The sequence below is a fragment of the Bradyrhizobium sp. INPA03-11B genome, from assembly GCF_040446015.1.
Lineage (GTDB): Bacteria > Pseudomonadota > Alphaproteobacteria > Rhizobiales > Xanthobacteraceae > Bradyrhizobium > Bradyrhizobium macuxiense_A.
In genome coordinates, this window is the sequence record NZ_JASGSR010000088.1 from 15,685 (window position 1) to 33,543 (window position 17,859).

Here is a 17,859-nt window from a genome sequence, read left to right on the forward strand (position 1 = left end):
TCAGGGTTGGGCGCATTGGGCATGTTCTTTTCGTTCCGAAGCTGGGCGCTGTGGCGGGTCGTCGGCCCTCTGCTGGCGATCGTGCTGCTGCTGGGCGGCCTGTCGGCAGGCAGCCTGCAGGTGATGTCCGCGGTCAGGGCCTATGTGGCGGGCGAAAGCATGTGGTCGAAGGGCCAGAAGGACGCCATTCACTACCTCCAGACCTATGTCAGCACCGGTGCGCCGCTCTATTTGCGGAAGTTCGACGCCGCGATCGCGGTGCCGCTGGCCGATCGCACGGCGCGGCGCGCGCTGGAATCGCCGGGCAATAACGATGCCGTGGCCCGCGCCGGTTTCGCCAAAGCGGGCAATCATGATGACGACATCGGCGGCCTGATCTGGCTGTTCAAATATTTCCGCAAGATGCACCACGTGGCCGGCGCGGTGACGGCGTGGCGGAATTCGGATGCGCTGCTCGATCAATTGATCGAGATCAGGAACGAGGCCGCCAACGACGTCGCGCTGCATGATCCCTCGGCTGCGGCCATCAAGCACTGGGCCGAGCGGATCGGCGCGGTCGATGCCGCAATGAGCACGCTTGCCGTCGATTTCTCGGATGAATTGGGCAAGGCGTCGCGTCAGGTCTCCGCACTGCTGCTGCTGGTCAATCTCGTGATCGCGGCCTGCCTTGCCGGCATCGTGCTGTTCCACACGCGGCGGATGCTGTGGCGGCGCTGGCTTGCCGAGACCGCGCTCGCCGTCGAGAAGGAGCGCGCCCAGCTCACGTTGGCCTCGATCGGCGATGCTGTCATCGTGACCACGCAGGACGATCGCGTCGGCTACATGAACGCCGCCGCGCAGCGGCTGATAGCGGCGGGGCAAGACGTGACCGGATGGCAGCTTTCATCGCTGTTCAACATCGCCGAGCAGCCGGTGCGCGGGTCGTTCCAGAGCGCGGATGACGATGACGAAAGCCGGCCGCAGCAGCGGCTGCTGGTGCGGCCGGATCATTCCAGCGTGCCGGTCTCGGTGGTCGAGACCCCGATCGTGCATGAAGGCGAACCGTCCGGCCGTGTCATGATCATTCACGACATGACCGCCGAGCGGCGGCTGGTCGAGGAATTGGCGTGGGCCGCCTCCCATGATGCGCTCACCGGCCTTGCGAACCGGCGGCAGTTCGAGTTCGAGCTGCACAAGGCGATGTCGGGCGCGGACGGCACGGGCGCCGACCTGATGCTGATCGACCTCGACCAGTTCAAGATCGTCAACGACACCTGCGGTCACATGGCCGGCGATCGGCTGCTGAGACAGGTGGCGCGGTTGCTGACCGCCGAGGTTGGCGACAGCGGGCTGGTTGCGCGTCTCGGCGGCGACGAATTCGGCATTCTGCTGCGCGACGACGGCTCCGCCACGCACGACGTTGCTGCCGATGTCGCAGAGCGGATCAGGGCGGTGGTCGAGCAGTCGAACTTCATCCACGAGGGCTCGAGCTTCAGGATCAGCGCGAGCATCGGCCTGGTCGGGCTTGCCGACAGCGCCGGCGTGCAGGATGCGCTACGGCTTGCCGACGTCGCCTGCTTCCTCGCCAAGGACAAGGGACGCAACCGCGTCCAGGAGCACCGCCCGTCCGATACCGGCATGGCGGTGCGGGTTGCCGAGATGAGCTGGGTCAATCGCATCCGCAAGGGATTGGACGAGGGCCGCTTCTGCCTTTACGAGCAGGAGATCCGCCCGGTGAACGGCGTGCTGAGGGGCAACGACCGGCGCGAGCTGCTGCTGCGCCTGCGCGACGAGAACGGCGCCCTGGTGCCGCCCGGCAGCTTCCTGCCCGCCGCCGAGCGTTACGGACTGATGCCGCTGATCGACCGCTGGGTGGTGCGCCGCGCCTTCGAGATCATCGCCGAGCGCAAGCACCATCCACGCAAGATCGCCAGCTACGCCATCAACCTGTCCGGCACCACCATCGGTGACAGTGACTTCGTCGACTTCGTCGCCGGGCTGTTCACGCAGCACGACGTCCCGCCGGCGCTGGTCTGTTTCGAGATCACCGAGACCAGCGCGATCTCCAATCTCGACGAAGCGCAGAAATTCATCGCGCGGTTGCGCGAGATCGGCTGCAGCTTCTCGCTCGACGATTTCGGCACCGGCATGTCCTCGATCGCCTATCTGAAACACCTGCCGGTCGACATCATCAAGATCGACGGTTCGTTCGTGAAGGAGATCCTGAACAGCAAGGTCGATCGCGCGATGGTCGAGATGATCACCAAGACCGCCAAGATCATGCAGAAGCAGGTGGTCGCGGAGTTCGTCGAGAGCCTCGCGATCCTGGACGAGCTGCGCCAGATCGGGGTCGACTACGTCCAGGGTTACGCGATCGGCAAGCCGGTCCCGGTGCTGACCCTTCGGGAAGAAAAGATCGCCTGAGTCGCCGAAATTGTCCCGAATCGGGACTTTTTTGGCTGCTTCAGCCTGTCCAAGGCTGATTCTCCGGCACTTTCCATCCGAAAAACGTTTAAAAATCCTGTCGTTGCCCGCTCCGTCTCGATTATGCCTTACTCTAATTCCCTGATATGATGAGTGATCGGTGAATCCCACGTGGGCCGGCTAACAGGCCCCAGAACACCGAACTTGGGGATGATGGGTCAACGTACGACGAAAGCTGCCGGGCGTAGGTCAAGCCGCGGCATGTCTCTGGTGGGCAGCACGGCGTTCGCCGTGAGCGCGCTCGTCCTGTCGTCTGGCCTTGCCGCCTGGATGGTCGGCATCGACCCGACCGCATGGCTGCATGGACCGGCACTCGCCAATACCACCGCCTCGTTGAATTTCGACGACCGCTTCGGCTCTCGCTCCACCATCAACACGGCTTCGCTCTATTATCCTCTGCGCCGCGGGTTCCGTTCGAGCCGCGGCGATTTCAATTCCGAGTTCGGTCAGATCGAGGACGCGCTGTCTGGTCAGCTGCGTGACACGCAGACCGAATTGCCGAGCAGCAGCGAGCCGGCGACGGCGTCGGTCGCCGCAACGACCACGGTGACGACGACGCCCGCGGTGCCGATGCCGCGGTCGCGCCCGGCCGAGGCCAACCTGCTCGCGCGCAACGATCAGCCGCTGCCGCCGCAGGCGCCGGTGCAGCAGGGCGACAACCGGACCTTCCTGCAGAAGATCGCCGACATGATGCCGGGCAAATTGCAGCTCGCCTCGGTCGATCCGAATGACGGCCTGTTGTCCGGCCCGAGCCCCGATCTCGGCAAGCTCGGTTATGACAGCAGCACGGCGGTCTACGACATCACCGGCCGCATCGTGTACATGCCCGACGGCACCAAGTTCGAAGCGCATTCGGGGCTCGGCAACCTGCTCGACGATCCGGCGCATGTGAACGCCCGCAACGCCGGTGCAACGCCGCCCGGCATCTATGAGATGAAGCCGCGCGAAAAGCTGTTCCACGGCGTGCCCGCGCTGCGCATGACCCCGGTCGATGGCAGCGATACGTTCGGGCGCGTCGGCCTGCTGGTCCACAGCTACATGCTCGGGCCGAACGGCGACTCCAACGGCTGCATCTCGGTCAAGCACTACGACAAATTCCTGCAAGCCTACCGCAGCGGCATGATCAAGCGCATCGCCGTCGTCATCAACATCAAGGATGTCCAGTCGGCCTCGACCCGCTCGGCGTCGAATTCCTGAAGCGGCGCGCCGGCGCTGTTCGGCGCATCAAGTCCATCAACCTTCAGAGTGTCTCCTGGCCTCCGGCGCGAATGCGCCGGGCGATACGCCGTGGGCGTGATGGAACGTTCAGGCAAAGCTCTCATACCTCCCAGCGTTCAGTGTTGTATACGTAAGTGCGTATTTGACGTATTATAATACCGTAATTTGCGTCATAGTGAGAGATGGTGTATACATACAGTATCCGAGGAGATGCTGAGAGGGCGAACAATGCCAAAACCCTTTCCCATGAACGCCTGGTACGCGGCCGGCTGGGATGCCGAGATCAAGCACGCGCTGCTGCCGCGGACGATCTGCGGCAAGCATGTCGTGATGTACCGGAAGGGCGACGGCGAGGTGGTGGCGCTCGAGGATGCCTGCTGGCATCGGCTGGTGCCGCTCTCCAAGGGCCGGCTCGACGGCGACACCGTGGTCTGCGGTTATCACGGCCTGAAATACAATGCGCAGGGCCGCTGCACGTTCATGCCCTCGCAGGAGACGATCAATCCGTCGGCCTGCGTGCGCGCCTATCCTGTCGTCGAGCGTCACCGCTTCATCTGGCTCTGGATGGGCGATCCCGCGCTGGCCGATCCGGCGCTGGTGCCCGACATGCACTGGAATCACGATCCGGCCTGGGCCGGCGACGGCAAGACCATTCACGTCAAATGCGACTACCGGCTCGTCGTCGACAATCTGATGGACCTGACGCACGAGACCTTCGTGCATGGCTCGAGCATCGGCAATGATGCGGTCGCCGAAGCGCCGTTCGACGTCACCCATGGCGAGAAGACCGTCACCGTGACGCGCTGGATGCAGGGCATCGAGGCGCCGCCGTTCTGGGCGAAGCAGTTGCAGAAGCCGGGCCCGGTCGATCGCTGGCAGATCATCCGCTTCGAGGCGCCGTGCACCGTCAATATCGACGTCGGCGTCGCGCCGGCCGGATCGGGCGCGCCGGAGGGCGATCGCTCGCAGGGCGTCAACGGCTATGTGCTCAACACCATCACGCCGGAGACCGAGAAGACTTGCCATTACTTCTGGGCCTTCGTCCGCAATCACCGCATCACCGAGCAGCGTTTGACCAGCGAAATCCGCGACGGCGTCGCCGGCATCTTCCGCGAGGACGAGATCATCCTGGAAGCGCAGCAGCGCGCGATGGACGAGAATCCGGACCGCGTGTTCTACAACCTCAACATCGATGCCGGCGCGATGTGGGCGCGGCGCGTCATCGACCGCATGGTGGCGAAGGAGAATCCGCCGCAGCTGCAGGCTGCGGAGTAGGCGGCATGGCGGAACGCGAATCAGATCGCTCCGTGTCGCAGACCGTGCGGGCGCAGCTTGCGCTGCGTGACCTCGTTCTCTCCGGCCGGCTGCGGCCGGGCGAGCGCATCTCCGAGCTGCAGGCGGTCGAGATCACCGGGGTATCGCGCACGCCGGTGCGGATGGCGCTGGTCCGGCTCGAGGAGGAAGGCCTGCTGGAGGCGATCCCGTCCGGCGGCTTCATGGTCAAGGCATTCTCCGAGCGCGACATTCTCGATTCGATCGAGCTGCGCGGCACGCTGGAGGGGTTGGCTGCGCGCTTTGCCGCCGAGCGCGGCGTGTCGTCGCGCGATCTCGAGCCGTTGAAGGAATGCCTCAACGAGATCGACGGCCTGGTGCGGCAGGATCCGATCTCGGTGGAAGCGTTTTCGTCCTATGTCGCGCTCAACGCGCGCTTCCACGCGCTGCTCACCGAGCTGTCGCGCAGTCCGCCGCTGATCCGGCAGATCGACCGCGCCTCGGCGCTGCCGTTCGCCTCGCCGAGCGGCTTCGTGATGGCGCAATCGGCCCTGCCCGAGGCGCGCCAGATCCTGCTGATCGGGCAGGACCATCACCGCGTCGTGGTCGACGCCATCGAGAACCGCGAGGGCGCGCGCGCCGAAGCGATCATGCGCGAGCACGCCCGGCTTGCGGCGCGCAATCTGCGGCTGGCGCTGCGCAACCGTACGCATCTCGATCTGCTGCCGGCGCTGGCGCTGATCACGGCCGGCTGAAGGGAGCGCGCCATGCGATTCATCGAAACCTGGACGTCGGCCACCTTGCTGGCAACGCGCGACCTCACGCCCGGCATCCGCGAATTCCTGCTGCGGCCCGACGGTTTTGCCGGCGCGCCCTATCCCGTCGGCAGTCATATCGATGTCGGCGTCACCATCGACGGCCAGCCGCAAACCCGCTCCTATTCGCTGGTCGGCGAGGTCGATCCGCAGGGATTCCGGATCGCGGTGCGACGCGCGCCGGATTCCCGCGGCGGCTCGCACTATATGTGGTCGCTCGGGCCGGGGGCGCGGCTCAACATTACGCTGCCGACCTCGCTGGTGCAGCTCGACTGGACGCGGCGGCAATTCTGCCTGAACGCAGGCGGCATCGGCATCACGCCGATCGTCGGTGCGGCGCAGGTGCTGGCCCGCCGTGATGCCGGCGTGACGCTGCATTATGCCGTACGTACGCGCAGCGACGCGGCCTACCTCGATAGGCTCGAACGCCTGCTCGGCGACCGCCTCATCGTCCACGCCGGTGACGAGGACAAGCGGCTCGACCTCGAGGGCGTCTTCGCAAACCTGCCGCAGGGCACGATGACGCTGTTCTGCGGCCCGATGCGGATGCTCGATGCAGCACGCCGCGCCTGGGAAGCGTCCGGCCACCCGATGATTGATCTTCGTTACGAGACCTTCGGATCGAGCGGGCTGCTGCCGACCGAGGCGTTTCGCGTGCGGCTCAAGGGTGAGGGCACCGAGTTCGTCATCCCGCGTGACCGCTCGATGCTGGACGTGCTCAACGAAGCCGGCCATGAGGTGATGAGCGATTGCCGGCGTGGCGAGTGCGGCGTCTGCGCGCTCGACGTGGTCGATGTCGACGGCGAGATCGACCATCGCGATGTGTTCTTCAGCGAGCACCAGAAACGGGAAAGCCGCAAGATCTGCGCTTGCGTTTCGCGTGCGCGGGGCACCATCACGGTGGACACCCTGCATCGCGCCGACACGCCCTGACGCGCGCGATCGGCGCTACGCGGCGTGCACCGAATGCTTCGGATTGTGATCGAGCAGCGCGGAGATGTCGCCGCCCGACATCGGCCGGCCGATCAGATAGCCCTGCACCTCGTCGCAGCTGGTCTGGCGCAGATATTCGAGCTGATCGGCGGTCTCGACGCCCTCGGCCACGACGCCGATCTGCAGGTCTTGCGCGAGGCCGATCACCGATTTGACGATTGCCGCGCAATCCGGCTGGGTCAGCATGTCCCGGATAAAGGATTGATCGATCTTGATGCGGCTGAACGGCAGCTTGCGCAGATAGGTCAGCGACGAGAAGCCGGTGCCGAAATCGTCGAGCGCGACCGTTAGCCCAAGCTCCAGCAGGCCGTTCAGGATCGCTTGCGCCGATCCGTATTTCGAGATCAGCATCGACTCGGTGATCTCGATCTCGAGCCTGTCAGGCGCGACGTTCGCCTCGGCGAGCGCCTCGACGATGGTCTGCAGGATGCCGACGTTCTGGAACTGGACCGCGGAGAAATTCACCGCGATCCTGATGTCATCAGGCCAGCGCGACAGCATCGCGCAGGCGTGACGGATCACCCACTCGCCGAGCTGGTGGATCAGTCCGCTCTCCTCGGCGATCGGAATGAACACGCTCGGCGGGATCAGGCCGCGCACCGGATGCTGCCAGCGCAACAGCGCCTCGAAGCCGGTGATGCGGCCTTTGCGGATGTCGAGGAACGGCTGGTAGACGAGAAACAGCTGGTTCTCCTGGATCGCCTGTTCCAGATCGCGCTGCAATGCGCGGCGGTCGCGCGCCGATTGGTCGTCGCTCGCCTCGAAAAAGCAGATCGTGCCGGGGCCGGACTTCTTCGCGCGGTAGAGCGCAATGTCGACATGCTTGAGCAGATCGTGCGATGTGTTGCCGTCCCGCGGCGCGAGCACGATGCCGATGCTGATTGCGCTTGATATCTCGAAACCGTCGATCGGGAATGGATCGGCGAAGGCCGCGACGAACCGTTCGGCGATCGCGAGCACGTCCTCGGGCCGGGTCAGATTGGACATGATCAGCGCGAACTCGTCGCCGCCGATCCGCGCGACATGCTCGGCCGCGCGCGTGCAGCGCTGCAACCGGGCCGCGACCTGCACCAGGAATTCGTCGCCTGCCGGACGGCCGAACCTGTCGTTGACCTCCTTGAAGCGATCGAGATCGAGCAGCAGCACGGCGAATTCCTCGCCCGAGCGCGACAGGCGGTTCAGCGCGCCGTTGAGCGCCTCGTTGAAGGCGACGCGGTTCGGCAGATGCGTCAGCGGATCCTGCCGCACCGTCCGCTCGGCCTCATGCTGGGCGATGATCCGCCGGCGGAACTCGAACGCATTGACGAAGACGCCGCGCAGCAGCACGGAGCCGTAGACCAGCACGAGGACCGCCATCAGGAGATAGATGAAATCGCCGTCGCGGCCGAGGCAGATCGCGGTGCCGACGAAGATCGGCGCGGTGAACGCAATCGCGGCGATCGGGATGGTGGAGAAGGCGAAGGCGCCGCCGGCCAGCATTCCCGCGCAAAGACACGTGATCACCAGTTGCGCGCCGCTCGATGCGTTCGCGAAGAACGCGACCGGGACGACGCCCCAGGCGGTCCCCAGCGCCAGCGCATTGCGCACCAGCCGGTACATGGTTCGGCGCGAGACGAATTGCGGTTTGGCGATGCGGCGCGACGCGCGCGCCTGCAGGCCGAAGAACAACGCCGCGCCGCTGACGGCTGCAGCCCACACCAGCGCAAAGATCCAATCGGGCGATTGCCACAACGCAGCTGCCAGCACCAGCGCGTTGCAGGCGTTGGCCAGCATGATGCCGAAGGAATAGCCGAGCACGAGCGACACCTGCTCGGCGCGGATGTGGCCGGCAAGCGCTTCATCCGTCGGTGGTGCGCCGAAGGCCGCGAGGTCACCCGCGAACAGGGCCGCGAAATATGATCTGAGATAGGTACGCATCTCACTACGTTGCCTGCGCGTCACGACGTCGCCTGCGCGGTTGGCCATGGCGCAGCGCCGAAGAATTCTCTGCAAACCTTTGACAAACTATGAACTATTGGAACAGACCGTGCCACGGTGGGCTCACGTTTCGGTTCCACCGGCGGGCATTGCTAACGAATCGATACAAATGCGTGACGCGACGTCACGGACCGGCAGAGTTTGCCCAGCACGCTGCTTGATCGCTTGCCGGTTTTTCGCAATGAGTTGGGTTCCCGCGAACGGCAAAACCAGAAGGTGCACATGAGCTTGCCGACCACGAACCATGATCCCGGGTTTCGTATCACGCGGGCGAGCCACATCGTCCTAACCGTCCGCGACCTCGCGGCGAGCCGGCAGTTTTACGAAAAGGTGATCGGGCTGATCCTGACCGCGGAGCAGGGAGATGCGCTCTACTTCCGCGGCATCGAGGAGGCCTGTCATCACAGCCTTGTGTTGCGCCGGGGCGAGGGCGCCGTCTGCGCGCGGCTCGGCCTGCGGGTGTTCAGGGACGACGACCTCGACCGGCTCAAGGCTTTCTTCGAAGCGCATGGCTGCCGCGCCGCCTGGGCCGAGGTGCCGCACCAGGGCCGCACGCTGCAGGCGACCGATCCGGCCGGCACGCCGCTGGAGTTCTGTGCGACCATGCCGGTCGAGCCGCGCATGATCACCCAATTCAGCCGCCATGCCGGCGGCTCGGCGCTGCGGCTCGATCACTATCAGGTGCTGACGCCCGACGTGCGCAAGACGTGCGAGTTCTACACCGCGGCAGGCTTCCGGCTCAGCGAGTATATCGCGCCGGCCGGCACCTTCGATCTGCGCGGCGTATTCCTGCAGCGCAAGGGCAATCCGCACGACATCGTGTTCTTCAACGGCGCCGGACCGCGGCTGCATCATTTCGCGTTTCTCGCGCCCGAGGTCCATCATCTGCTGAACGCCTGCGATCTCGCCGGCGAGCTCGGCTATGGCGCGGCCGTCGAACGCGGCCCGGGGCGGCACGGGCCGGGACACGCGATGTATGTCTACATGCGCGATCCCGACGGGCACCGCGTCGAGCTGTTCAACACCCACTACCAGATCATGGACATCGAGAACGAGCCGATCGGCTGGGATCCGTCCGACCACAAGATCTCGTTTCCATGGGGACTGCCGGCGCGGCAGGCCTGGTTCGAGGAGGCGACGCCGTTTGCCGATGTTCCGATCCGCGAGCCGCAAATGAAGCCGAGGCCGCTGACGCTCGAGAGCTACCTCGCGAAGTAGCATGTCGATGTCGGTCGCAAATCCCACCTATGATGTGGCAATCGTCGGCCTCGGGCCGGTCGGCGCCATCTTCGCCAATCTGCTGGCGACGTCTGGCTTGCGCGTCGCCGTCGTCGAGCGCGCCGCGGATATCTACGACAAGCCGCGCGCGATCACGCTCGATCACGAGGCGCTGCGTGTGCTGCAGGCGATCGGGCTCGGCGATTTCATGGAGCAGGCGATCGCCCCGCATAACGGCTCGCATTATCTCGGTGTCGACGGCGAGATCATCAAGATCTTCGACCCGATGCCGCCGCCGTTTCCGCTCGGCTGGATCCCGAACGTGACCTTCGTGCAGCCCGACGTCGAGCAGGCGCTGCGCGACAAGCTCGCCGAATATCCGCGTGTTGACGTTTTCCTTGCGACCGCCGGCGTGGCGCTCGAGCAGGACGAGTGCGCGGTGACGTTGACCGCGCGTCGCGAGCGAGGCGAGGAGTTCCTGATCCGCGCGCGCTATCTGGTCGGCTGCGACGGCGCCAACAGCTTTGTCCGCAAGCAGCTCGGCATCGGCCTCGACGACCTTGCCTTCGATGAATGGTGGATGGTGGTGGATACGCTGACCAGCGATCCCGCCAAGCGGCCGGCCAGGAGCTTTCAGTATTGCTGGCCGTCGCGCCCTGGCACCTTCGTGCCGGGCCCGCGCAATCTGCGGCGCTGGGAGATCAAGCTGCTGCCGGGCGAGGATCCGGAGGCGGCCGGCGCACCTGACAATGTCGTGCGGTTGCTGCAGGGCTTCACCGACATCTCCGATCTCACGATCTGGCGCTCGGCGGTCTATCGTTTCCACGCGCTGCTCGGCCAGCGCTGGCGCGATCGCCGCGTGCTCCTGATGGGCGATGCCGTGCACCAGACGCCGCCGTTCCTCGGGCAGGGGCTCTGCGCCGGCATCCGCGATGCCGTCAACCTCGCCTGGAAGCTGAGGCTGGTGCTGCGCGGCGATGCCGCCGAGGCGCTGCTCGACAGCTACGAGATCGAGCGCAAGCCGCATGTCCGCGCCGTCGTCGCCAGCGCCAAGGAGTTCGGCAAGATCATCGGCGAGCTCGATCCAGTGGCTGCGGCTGAGCGCGACGTGCGATTGCGCGCCGATCTGAAGGCCGGCAAGGCCGAAACCATCAGGCAGAAATTCATCCCCGATCTCGTCACCGGTCTGATCGCGCGCGATACCGCGCTCGCCGGGCGGCTGTTCGTGCAGCCGCATGTGCGCGCACCGGATGGGCGGATATGCCGGCTCGACGATCTGCTGAGACCGGAATTTGCGATCGTGACAACCGCCGCGGAGCCGATGGCGTGGCTATCGAACGCGTCCCATGCCGCCTGGCAGCATCTCGCCGGCGAGCGCGTCGTCATCACCACGTCAGGTGAAAGCGGCGATGCCGGCGGCGTTCTGAACGTGGTGGAGCGTGACGGCCTGTTCGCCGACTGGATGCGGCAACACGGCGCCGCAGCGATCATCGTGCGGCCCGATCGTTACGTCTTCGGTGCCGCCGGCAATGCCGACGAGCTCAATATGCTTGTCGGGCAACTGCTCCAGAACCTCAGCGCATGGCACTAGAGCGTTTTCGAGCGAAGTGGACACCGGTTCGCGTGAAGAAAACGCGTCAAAGCAAAAAGCTAGAGCTTCGTTCCGATCAAATCGGAATGGAGCTCTAGTCTTTTCAAGCTGCCGCTTTGTCTGTACCACCGGAAGAAAGAAACTCCGGGGGAAACCAGTGAACGCCAATAATGATGCGGCCGAGTATGACTACGTTATCGTCGGCGCCGGCTCTGCCGGCTGCGTGCTTGCCAATCGCCTGAGCGCCGACGGCAAGCACTCGGTGCTGCTGCTCGAGGCTGGGCCGAAGGACACCAACATCTGGATCCATGTCCCGCTCGGCTACGGCAAGCTGTTCAAGGAAAAATCCGTCAACTGGATGTATCAGACCGAGCCCGAGCCCGGCCTGAACGGGCGGCAAGTGTTCCAGCCGCGCGGCAAAGTGCTCGGCGGCTCCAGCTCGATCAACGGCCTGCTCTATGTCCGCGGCCAGCACGAGGACTATGACCGATGGCGCCAACGCGGCAATGCCGGCTGGGGTTATGACGACGTGCTGCCCTATTTCCGCAAGGCGGAGGATCAGCAGCGCGGCGGCGACAAATATCACGGCGCCGGCGGCCCGCTGCCAGTGTCTGACTGGCGCCATCACGATCCGCTGTCGGAAGCCTTCGTTCATGCCGCGGCTGAGGTCGGCATTCCGACCAATCCGGATTTCAACGGCGCGACCCAGGAGGGCGCGGGCTTCTTCCAGACCACGACGCGGCGCGGCCGGCGCGCCTCGACGGCGCGGTCCTATCTGCGGCCGGCGCTGACGCGCGGCAATCTGCGCGTCGAGACCTCGGCGCTGGCGCAGCGCATCCTGTTCGACGGCAAGCGCGCGAGCGGCGTCGCGTATAAGCAGGATGGGCAGCTGCGCACGGCCAAGGCACGCAGGGAGGTGCTGGTCTCGAGCGGCGCGTACAACTCGCCGCAACTGTTGCAGCTCTCCGGCGTCGGCCCCGCCGATCTGTTGAAGCAGCATGGCATCGAGATCGTGCTCGACGCGCCCGGCGTCGGCAACGATTTGCAGGATCACATGCAGGTGCGCATCGTCACGCGCTGCGCCCAGGCGGTGACGCTGAACGACGTCGTCAACAATCCGGTGCGCCGCGTCATGGCCGGCCTGCGCTACGCGGCGCTGCGCAAGGGACCGCTGACGATCGCGGCCGGCACGTCCGGTGCGTTCTTCAAGACCAGCCCGCGGCTGGCCTCGCCCGACATCCAGATCCACTTCCTGCCGTTCTCGACCGACAAGATGGGCGAGAAGCTGCATCCGTTCTCGGGCTTCACGGCCTCGGTCTGCCAGCTGCGGCCGGAGAGTCGCGGCTCGCTGAAGATCAAGAGCGCGGACCCCACCATGCCGCCGGAAATCCGCATCAACTATCTCGCGACCGAAACCGATCGCCGCGCCTTCATCGACGGCATCCGCATCCTGCGCAAGATCCTGGCCGCGCCGGCGCTGAAATCATACTCGGTTGGCGAGGTCGATCCCGGCGCCAAGGTGGTCAGCGACGACGATCTGCTCGATTTCTGCCGCCGCACCGGCAGCACGGTCTATCATCCGACCTCGACCTGCCGGATGGGCAACGATGCGCTCGCGGTCGTCGACAACAGGCTCAAGGTGCGCGGTGTCGAGGGGCTGCGCGTGGTCGATGCCTCCGTCATGCCGGACCTGATGTCGGGCAACACCAACGCGCCGACGATCATGATCGCGGAAAAGGCGTCCGACATGATTTTGGAGGATGCGCGGTAATTGTGCCCCGTCATCCCCGCGCAAAGGCGAAGCCTTTGTCGCTGGAGGTGCGAGCGGAGCGAGCCTCGAAGGATGCACGGCCACAGCCGGGCCGTCGACCCTTCGAGGGCCGCTGAAGAAGCGGCCACCTCAGGGTGACGGTGATAGATAGGGACGTAGTCCGGATGAAGCGAAGCGTAATCCGGGGGCGGTTCGTCGACCGACGAGAGAGACCCAGATTTCGCTATGCTCCATCCGGGCTACAAGACGTCACCCCTTATACGCGCGTACGCGTGCGACCATCTGCTCGACATGGGCGATCGGCGTTTCCTGCAGGATGCCGTGGCCGAGGTTGAAGATCAGCCGGCCCTGGCCGAAATTCTCCAGCACATCGTCCACCGCGCGGTCGAGCGCGGCGCCGCCGGCGATCAGGGCCAGCGGATCGAGATTGCCCTGCACGGCGACGCGGCTCTGCACGCGTTCGCGGATCATCGACGGCTCGGCTGCCCAATCGATCGAGACGGCATCGACGCCGGTCTGTTCGACATAGGCCGGCAGCATGCCCGCCGCGCCGCGCGGAAAGCCGATGATCCTGGCACCGGGGACCTGCTTGCGCACGCCGGCCACGATCCGCCGGGTCGGCTCGATCGACCAGCGGGCGAACTCGCGCGGCGGCAGCACGCCGGCCCAGGTGTCGAAGATCTGCAGGCAATCGGCACCGGCCTTGAGCTGACCGACGAGGTAGTGGATCGAGTTTTCGACCAGGACGTCGATGATCTTGGCGAACGCGTCCGGATGCCGGTAGGCGAGCATCCGCGCCGGCGCCTGGTCCGGCGTGCCCTGTCCGGCGACCATATAGGTCGCAACCGTCCATGGCGCACCGCAGAAGCCGATCAGCGCGATGTGGGGCTCAAGCTCGCGGCGGACGCGGCGCAGCGCTTCAAAGACCGGCTCGAGCTGGTCGAAATTGGCCTGCGTTGCCAGCGTCGCGATCTCGCCGGGCGTCGCCAGCGGATCGAGCCGGGGTCCTTCGCCGGCCTCGAAGCGCACCGAGCGGCCGAGCGCGTAGGGGATCACCAGGATGTCGGAGAAGATGATCGCGGCGTCGAAGTTGAACCTGCGGATCGGCTGCAGCGTGATCTCGGTGGCGAATTCGGGCGTGAAGCAGAGATCGAGGAAGCCGCCGGCCTTGGCGCGCAGCTCGCGATATTCCGGCAGATAGCGGCCGGCCTGCCGCATCATCCAGAGCGGCGGCGTGGCTTGCCGGTGACCCGACAGGAGGTCGATGAGCGGCTTCTTGGTGGGATCCTGGGGCACGCGAAAGTTCCTGATCTCGGTCAAAATTTGGCCCCTGATACACGCTGCGGCGCAGCGGGCCAAGGCGGTTCTGGAACCCCTGTTTGCGTGGGTGCGTTGCCCCCGGAGAAGGGAGGAACGACATGGCCGACAAATTCGATCCTGCCGCGCATGACAAGCATGCCGAGAAGCCGCACGAGGCCAAGGCCGCCGAGCGCAAGGCGCGCTCCCGGCTGAAGGAGGGTCTGGAGGATACCTTCCCGGCGTCCGATCCGGTCAGCGCCACACAGCCGGCGCCGTCGAAGCACGACGGCAATCGCGACAATTAGCTGGTATATCCCAGCGATTGCTAACCACGACGCGAAATCAGCTCAATCATATTGGAACGAACCGCCGCGTCGTGGCGGTTCGACGCGGGCCGCGCCCACTCAGCTAGACGGGGCCGCCTTCGGGGCACTGCATCCGGTCGAATTCGAAGGTCACGCCGAGCCGACGCTCCAGGCGCCAGGCCAGAATGCAGTGCCGCCGGATCGGCTCGCTCTCGATCTCGAGGTCGAAGGCGAACGGGAGTGCGGCGTCGCTTTCCACCGCGAGTCCCGCCCCTCCGGTCGAGATGTTGAGCACAAGACATCCGACGCTGGTGTTGCGGAAGAAGATCATGCCGCGTTTCATCAAGGCCATTCGCTGGCTGTCGGTCTTGTATCTTCTTATTGTCGTACTCACGGCGTCTCCTAACCCGGTGTGATGACCGGTCGCGATCGTGCTCTAGTTCACCAGCACGGCGCCGTCGCAGCGAATGCCCAGCACCCAGACGTCGACCTGGCCGAGCCCGATGCCGAGGGTCGAGAGCAGGGACGCCAGCACCTGATCGATCGGGCTCGTCACGCCGTTCAGGATGCTCATGACGAGCGCGCCCAATCCCGGGATCGGAATGCCAGCGATGTTGAGCGTGAGGTCACCGAGCAGACTTGCCGTCAGCGAAGACAAGAAGTTGGTCGTCGTTACGGTCTTCTTCGTCCCTGCCTGGATGTCGCTGTAGCTGAAATTGACGTTGGTCGGCGTGGTGTTGCCCATGCCGGCATGGGCGAGGCCCGTGATCGGGATCCCCAGCACAGTGACCAGCGTCGCCGGCGGCGGATTGGGCTTGGTCGCGAAGTTGGTCATGTCGGCGACCGTGACGTTGCCGATCCAGGCATCCACGATTCCCGGGGTCACGCCGACGGTGACCTGCGAGGTGTTGATGTTCGGATGGCCGCAGGACACCGCATTGAGCGTCGCGGTCCCTGAGGCGACCTCGACATAGACAGGCAGATTGATCGACGCGATGCTGCCGGAGCCGAGAACGTTGATCGTCGCCAGGATTCTGGTCTGCGCGGTGTGCACGCTCACGCCCTGGGTGCCCATCGCGATCCAGCTCGAGCCGACCGGGCGCTCGCCGATCGTCGCGATCACCGACACGTTGGCGATGCCGGGCAGGCCGAGATTGACCGAGGTTGCGATCTGATGGCTGCCGTTGGCGATCTGCGCCACCGTGTTGACGAGGTCGAACACCGAGACGCTGGCGCCGACCTTCGGCTTCTGCCCTACCGTGAGGTTGGCGAAGGGCCCGAGGTCGATCAGGGTGCCCGGCGAAACCTTGGTCGAGGAGCCGGTGACCGCCTGGGAGATTGTCGACAGCGCGGTGGTCGCGGCGCCCGCGCCATTGGTGATCTGCTGGGTGGTCAGCGCAGCCGCCATCAAATCGCCGACCTTGACGTTGCTGCTCAAGAGGTCGCTATAGGTGACGCCGGTCAGGTTGATCCGGGTTGCCAGCGCCGACAGGAAGTCCAGCGCGTCGATCTTGGCGCTGATCAGCGAATTGTAGTCCATCACCGAGAGCGACAGCGTGGTGCCGAGCATCGAGCCGAGCAGCGCGTTGAGCACACCGCCGTTGACCGAGAGCAGCCGCGAGCCGATCTCGAATGTGGCCATTTCGGTCGATGTCGCAGTGGCGGTCGTCGTGATGTTGAAGCTGCTCGCGCCGGTGAGGTAGCGCGCGAAGTAGAGCGGGGTCTGGGTCGTCAGCGTGACGCGCGCGGCGTTCGGAATTCCGACCGCCGGGGTCACGAAGCGGGCCTGCGGCGCGATGGCGCTGCTTGCGGTGTAGGTCCCGGTCTCGACCTTGACCAGCGCACTGGCCGGATAGTTGTTCTGCGTCACCGTCGCGGAGGCGGCGTTGACCGGATTGCTCAAATTGGCGGCGGCGACGATCGCGGCGAGGTCGGCGGTGCTCTGGGTCTTGCGCCGATCGGCGAAGACCGTGCCGAGATCGATCGCAAGCCCGGCGCACCCGATCAGGAGCGTCATCAGGCCGGCGCTGATCATCGCGAAGTTTCCCCGCTCGTCGGCGCCGAAGCGCCGCATCAGCGTGAGGATGCCGCTCATCCTAGAACCCCCCGTACTGAATCGCAGCAGAGCGGACGATGGTGCTCGCAGGCGCCGGCACGAAAGGCAGCTTGTAGATGAAGTTGCCGGCCGCGTTGTAGTTGAGCGTCACGATGTAGACGTTCGCGTTCGATGCCGACGGCGCGGCATTGACGGTGAGATTGCTGGGAACGAGCAGCGGATAGGTCGATACGTTGGCGGTGACGTAGTTGGTTGCGAGGCTGTTGCGTTCAGTGTCGGTCATTCCGGCAATCGACGATCGCGCCGCTTCGGCGGCGAGTTGCTGGACGCCATGCACCATCGCAAGGTAAGAGCCGAATACGATGATGCCGAAAATGAAGGCGAGGAATAGCGGCAGCATCAGCGCAAATTCGACAGCAGAAGCGCCGCTTCGACAGCGAAATAACCTGGTCATGACATACCTCGAAACGCAATCTACGGCGCCACGTTGCGAGGCTTTGATTAAGGAAAACTATGAAAACGCTTTCGCGAATCAGGGGCGCCAATTCAGATGAATGGCGGTGCTTAGACTTATTGGGTGCGCGATGTGTTATGGGGCGATCAAAATCTTTGATGCCATGCCCGCAGAAATCCGGGGGCTGCTGGTGTCGAGGTGCTGCGCGCGTGTGCAGGTGCAGCCGTCCAATACCGTAGCATTACGTGGCAATGCACGTAACAATACATATGGCGCACAGTCACGGCGGTGTCGCGACAAATTGAAACTAAACGAAAGTGCAACCAAATGTTAGTATAGCTGAATCACATACTGGAGAACGAATTGCGTCCCGTGCTGAGATTGGAGGGCTCGCGATGCACAGACCACGTCAGCATTTGAATATTCC

At 64.9% G+C, this 17,859-nt stretch carries 14 protein-coding genes; 9 read left to right on the plus strand and 5 right to left on the minus strand.

All coding sequences use genetic code 11. The annotated features are described in order from the left end of the window. Positions 1–21 precede the first annotated feature (21 nt). The 5 genes from QMZ05_RS29095 (at position 22) to QMZ05_RS29115 (ending at position 6,701) form a co-directional block, all read left to right on the plus strand. The gene (locus QMZ05_RS29095; RefSeq protein ID WP_353703878.1) at positions 22–2,403 is read left to right on the plus strand and encodes an EAL domain-containing protein; all 2,382 of its coding nucleotides are present in this window, start codon (positions 22–24) and stop codon (positions 2,401–2,403) included. Between the two features lie 291 nt (positions 2,404–2,694). Then, on the plus strand, positions 2,695–3,660 hold the full coding sequence (locus QMZ05_RS29100) for a DUF2778 domain-containing protein (RefSeq protein WP_353703879.1): 966 nt from the start codon (positions 2,695–2,697) through the stop codon (positions 3,658–3,660). A gap of 249 nt (positions 3,661–3,909) precedes the next feature. Continuing rightward, on the plus strand, positions 3,910–4,956 hold the full coding sequence (locus QMZ05_RS29105; protein ID WP_353703880.1) for an aromatic ring-hydroxylating dioxygenase subunit alpha: 1,047 nt from the start codon (positions 3,910–3,912) through the stop codon (positions 4,954–4,956). A 5-nt stretch (positions 4,957–4,961) separates the two neighbouring features. Further along, on the plus strand, positions 4,962–5,708 hold the full coding sequence (locus QMZ05_RS29110) for a GntR family transcriptional regulator (RefSeq protein WP_353703881.1): 747 nt from the start codon (positions 4,962–4,964) through the stop codon (positions 5,706–5,708). Positions 5,709–5,720: 12 nt separating this feature from the next. Beyond that, entirely contained in the window at positions 5,721–6,701 is a 981-nt protein-coding gene (locus QMZ05_RS29115) for a PDR/VanB family oxidoreductase (RefSeq protein WP_353703882.1), read from the plus strand. A gap of 15 nt (positions 6,702–6,716) precedes the next feature. Here the strand turns inward: QMZ05_RS29115 and QMZ05_RS29120 are convergent, their stop codons facing one another. Then, positions 6,717–8,678 carry an EAL domain-containing protein gene (locus QMZ05_RS29120; protein ID WP_353703891.1) on the minus strand — a complete coding sequence of 654 codons (1,962 nt, stop codon included), beginning with the start codon at positions 8,676–8,678 and terminating at the stop codon, positions 6,717–6,719. A gap of 282 nt (positions 8,679–8,960) precedes the next feature. Here QMZ05_RS29120 and QMZ05_RS29125 point away from each other — a divergent pair, with 282 nt between their 5' ends. The 3 genes from QMZ05_RS29125 (at position 8,961) to QMZ05_RS29135 (ending at position 13,318) form a co-directional block, all read left to right on the plus strand. Then, positions 8,961–9,956 (plus strand): VOC family protein, encoded by a 996-nt coding sequence (locus tag QMZ05_RS29125; RefSeq protein WP_353703883.1) that lies wholly within the window; start codon positions 8,961–8,963, stop codon positions 9,954–9,956. 1 nt (position 9,957) lies between these two features. After that, positions 9,958–11,547 (plus strand): bifunctional 3-(3-hydroxy-phenyl)propionate/3-hydroxycinnamic acid hydroxylase, encoded by a 1,590-nt coding sequence (locus QMZ05_RS29130; RefSeq protein ID WP_353703884.1) that lies wholly within the window; start codon positions 9,958–9,960, stop codon positions 11,545–11,547. Between the two features lie 157 nt (positions 11,548–11,704). Then, entirely contained in the window at positions 11,705–13,318 is a 1,614-nt protein-coding gene (locus tag QMZ05_RS29135) for a choline dehydrogenase (RefSeq protein WP_353703885.1), read from the plus strand. A 249-nt stretch (positions 13,319–13,567) separates the two neighbouring features. Here QMZ05_RS29135 and hemE read toward each other — a convergent pair whose 3' ends face one another. Next, entirely contained in the window at positions 13,568–14,614 is a 1,047-nt protein-coding gene (hemE, locus tag QMZ05_RS29140) for a uroporphyrinogen decarboxylase (protein WP_353703886.1), read from the minus strand. A gap of 122 nt (positions 14,615–14,736) precedes the next feature. Here hemE and QMZ05_RS29145 point away from each other — a divergent pair, with 122 nt between their 5' ends. Continuing rightward, positions 14,737–14,922 (plus strand): hypothetical protein, encoded by a 186-nt coding sequence (locus QMZ05_RS29145; protein WP_146987256.1) that lies wholly within the window; start codon positions 14,737–14,739, stop codon positions 14,920–14,922. 103 nt (positions 14,923–15,025) lie between these two features. Here the strand turns inward: QMZ05_RS29145 and QMZ05_RS29150 are convergent, their stop codons facing one another. Genes QMZ05_RS29150 through QMZ05_RS29160 form a run of 3 tightly spaced genes read right to left on the minus strand, consistent with a single transcriptional unit; the run spans position 15,026 to position 17,432 of the window. Continuing rightward, complete coding sequence (locus QMZ05_RS29150; RefSeq protein WP_353703887.1) at positions 15,026–15,316, minus strand: hypothetical protein; 291 nt, start codon at positions 15,314–15,316, stop codon at positions 15,026–15,028. Positions 15,317–15,358: 42 nt separating this feature from the next. Next, positions 15,359–17,017: a pilus assembly protein TadG-related protein gene (locus QMZ05_RS29155; protein WP_353703888.1), complete on the minus strand. Its 1,659-nt coding sequence runs from the start codon at positions 17,015–17,017 to the stop codon at positions 15,359–15,361. 1 nt (position 17,018) lies between these two features. Further along, the gene (locus QMZ05_RS29160; RefSeq protein WP_050424025.1) at positions 17,019–17,432 is read right to left on the minus strand and encodes a TadE/TadG family type IV pilus assembly protein; all 414 of its coding nucleotides are present in this window, start codon (positions 17,430–17,432) and stop codon (positions 17,019–17,021) included. Positions 17,433–17,859 lie beyond the last annotated feature (427 nt).